The 867-nt window shown below is 39.7% G+C and carries 1 protein-coding gene; it reads left to right on the top strand.

The window, feature by feature from the left end; all coding sequences use genetic code 11:
- Positions 1-151: 151 nt before the first annotated feature.
- The coding region (locus CVN76_RS01465; protein ID WP_100530131.1) for a M15 family metallopeptidase at positions 152-867 on the top strand (716 nt) is incomplete at its 3' end.

Below are 867 nucleotides of genomic sequence, written 5' to 3'. Positions count from 1 at the left end.
GATCCATTATTAGAAAAAATCGATAAAGCCGTATTAATTAAAGAAATTCAGCAAGTTCATCAAGAAAACATTAAACAAACAGAAAAAACATCTTAAGCTGCCCATCGGGTGGCTTTTTATTATGAATTAAATTAAAAGGAGACGATGGAAAATGACAGTAGCATTGCAAACTTTATTAGATCGGTCAATTAAAAACATGGGTTCTGGAATGAATTCAGTGGTGAAGGCTTCCGCCTTAGAAATGATTAAACAGGCGTATAAAGAAGGGATTTTCGTTCAAATAAGCGCAGGTTATCGTTCTATGGAAGAACAGGCAGCACTATATGGCCAAGGGCGTTTTTACAGCTACAAAGGTAAAAATTATAGCAGCCTTTCAAAACCGGTTGTGACAAAAGCTTTGCCAGGACAATCTTTCCACAATTATGGGGTAGCCATTGATTTTTTTATTGTGAGTGATGATGGGAAGAATGCAATCTGGACCATTAGTACAAAATGGAGACGTGTGGCTGCCATTGGTAAAGAACTAGGATTTAAATGGGGCGGTGATTGGACAGGCTTTAAAGATTACCCTCACTTGGAAATGACGGGCGGATTATCTTACGCGCAGATGCAATCAGGTAAAAAGCCAAGTCTTACTTTAAAGTTCAAGGATAATGAGACACCAGTTGTCGTCGAGCAGCCAAAAGATGAGGTGGCCTCAGAGGTCACCAAGGAGCCTTCCAAGAATAAAGGGGATAGCACGATAGTTTCCATCCAGAAAACATTAAATAGCCGTTATGATGCCGGTCTTGTTGAGGATGGTATTAACGGACCTAAAACACAAACGGCCTTGATCAAAGCGTTGCAAACTGAACTTAACAAGCAATT

The organism is Bacillus sp. mrc49, from assembly GCF_002803435.1.
The sequence above is the reverse complement of the archived record's forward strand: the minus strand, read 5'-3'. Positions and strand labels throughout refer to the sequence as shown.